Source organism: Methylobacterium cerastii, from assembly GCF_022179125.1.
Taxonomy (GTDB): Bacteria; Pseudomonadota; Alphaproteobacteria; order Rhizobiales; family Beijerinckiaceae; genus Methylobacterium; species Methylobacterium cerastii.
Map to the genome: position 1 here is coordinate 1 of NZ_BPQG01000041.1, position 2359 is coordinate 2359.

Consider the following 2359-nt stretch of genomic DNA (forward strand, 5'->3'; position numbering starts at 1 on the left):
TGGAACCGGGGGAGGATCAGTATCTCGCCTACGGGGCCGGTTAAGGCGCAAGCCCGCCGCCGGATCGCGGCGGGCTTCCACGGCCTGCTCAGGCGGCCATACGACCCGGCCGGCCGAGACCAATGTTCTTGGCGAGGGCGGAGCGGGCCTCGGAGTAAGCGGTTGCCGTCGTCGGGTAGTTGGGCGGCAGGCCGAACTTCGCCCGGTAGCTGTGCGGGTCGAGCCCGTGCTTTGTCAGGTGGCGCTTCAAGGTCTTGTACGTCTTGCCATCGATGAAGCTGACAAGACCCTCATGGCGGATCGACTTGCGGATCTGTGCCGCGGTGGGCTTCTCGACCTCTTCGACCGGGGCGCTGACGCCACCGGCGGCTGTCCCGCTCGCGATGCCGTTGAGGGCCGCATGGACGGTGCGGATCAATCCCGGAAGCTCAGTTGCCGGTACGCGGTTGTTCGAAACGTAAGCCGCTACCAGTTCGCTTGCCATTGTGAGCATATCGGGGTTCAACCCCAGGTTTTCTTTGGTCACTTCGTTCGTCCTGTGTGTACGCTACCGGCGTGAGATCTACCGATCATAGATCTAGATCAAGGCATAACTCGCTCAAGATTGCGCGAGCCTGCCGTGACTTGTACGCATGCTGTGAGGATTTGGTTTCGAGGATGAGTGAACCGGGGCGTCCCGTTAGGGCGGCCCCGGCTTCTCGCTCATCGCTCCGCGGTAGCGATGGCGTAGGGCGGTGCGTTTGGCTGTTGCCCGCACCGCATGGCTCATCCTCTAGTTCATCCGCTGTTACGGTTCAAGCCGCAGGCGTATGGACGCGCTAGATCCGCTGATATCTCAGCGTAGCGGCTGCAACGTACACAGTTTGTGCAAATCGGGCGACAAGCGGATGCTTCAATAGAGGCGCATAAGCTGGAAGAACGGTTGGTCAGAGATTCTCCTGCACAAATTGTGTAAATGAGGCAGACCATACGACCTAGAAATCTCAGACTCTAACGTGTAAGCGCCGCTAAAAATCAATCCCAAGAACTAGGTTGCATTGTCGATCGGCTCGGACAATGATTCGTGGTCGCTGGTTCGCCGCGCGGTAGTTTTCTCCACGTCCGTGCCGCAACCCGGATGCTGCGTGCGCTTAGCCGCAGGGATCTCTCATGCCTGAGTGAAGGACGCGCCATGTCAATGGAATGCGAGGAAAAAGTCATGGAAATCTTGCCGACGACCGTGATGCTCGAAGCATACAGTGCGTGGCTGCATTTCGAGCGTCAGTGTCTAAATGCGTCGTTTCTTCCTCCCACCCAACACGGCCGCCCGAGTATGGCCGTGCCGACGGACAACGACGGCGCCAACTTCCACGACCGGGCTATCGAGGCTCATGGAGCGTTGAACGATCCCGAAGCTCAGCGCCAAGCGGGCTTAGAAGCTCAGCGCAGAGCCGCCCTGGTCCTCAGCATGGTCGGCTGCGGTTGGAACGGCAAACGGGTCTTTGTGCCGCTCCCAGAAGAATGACGGTCGAAGTCCCGGCCGCCCATGCGGTCCGGGGCTTCTGTGCCCATCGAAGCTCATGTTAGCGTGCAGCAACAAATTTCTATCGGTGTTGCAGAACTCGGTAGCGTGTTTCCCGCAGATAAGCCTTGACGATCTACCTTGTTCGGTAGAGCGATCGAACGTCTTGGAAAAAGGGGAACTGCTTTGAACGAAGAGAATCAGTATCAGCCGAACACCACCGTTGAACTCACAGCCGATATGATCGCGGCATACGTTTCGGCCAACCATGTGCAGGTAGCCGAACTGCCAGCGTTGATCGCTAGCGTGCACGCGGCCTTGGCTGGTCTTGCCAACCCGACGCCTGCTGAGCCTGCTGGCCCGGAGAAGCCGACGCCGGCCCAGGTCAAAAAGTCCATCACGCCGGACGCGCTGATCTCCTTCATCGATGGCAAGCGGTACAAAACCCTCAAACGCCATCTCAGTGGGCATGGCCTGACGTTGGAGGGCTACCGGGCTCTCTATGGTCTGCCTTCGGACTATCCTTCGACCTCCGCCGCCTACTCTGCTCAACGCTCCGAGCTGGCGCGTTCGCTCGGCCTGGGTCAGCAGCGGCGCAAGGCGGTCTCCAATGCCGCCGCACCCGACGAGACGGTCTCCAAGGCGCCCAAGACCCGCGGGCGGCCGCGCAAGGCCGCAGAGGCTTCCGAGGCGGCTCCCAAGGCCAAGGGTCGCAAGAAGGCCGTTGAGACGGCTTAAGCCCGCTCAGCGCTCCGTTCCGGCACACTGCACCATCCGTTGCGGTGACGAGCTTCTAACCAAGCGCCGGCATCCTGCACCCGGGCAAGTCGCGTATCGGCCTAGCCCGTCTTATTCATG

3 protein-coding genes are annotated in these 2359 nt (G+C 60.5%); 2 read left to right on the forward strand and 1 reads right to left on the reverse strand.

Features of this window, described 5'->3' with window-relative positions; genetic code table 11:
• Positions 1–88: 88 nt before the first annotated feature.
• Complete coding sequence (locus MFF13_RS13725) at positions 89–526, reverse strand: Ros/MucR family transcriptional regulator (protein WP_306422426.1); 438 nt, start codon at positions 524–526, stop codon at positions 89–91.
• 645 nt (positions 527–1171) lie between these two features.
• Between MFF13_RS13725 and MFF13_RS13730 the strand changes: the two genes are divergently transcribed.
• Positions 1172–1504, forward strand: coding sequence for a hypothetical protein (locus MFF13_RS13730; RefSeq protein WP_238272352.1), 333 nt, complete (start codon positions 1172–1174; stop codon positions 1502–1504).
• A gap of 183 nt (positions 1505–1687) precedes the next feature.
• Entirely contained in the window at positions 1688–2239 is a 552-nt protein-coding gene (locus MFF13_RS13735; protein WP_283205820.1) for a Ros/MucR family transcriptional regulator, read from the forward strand.
• Positions 2240–2359: the final 120 nt, after the last annotated feature.

Coding starts and splice junctions, on each gene's coding strand:
- MFF13_RS13730 (WP_238272352.1), top strand. CDS start 1,172: ATGTCAATGGAATGCGAGGAAAAAGTCATGGAAATCTTGCCGACGACC.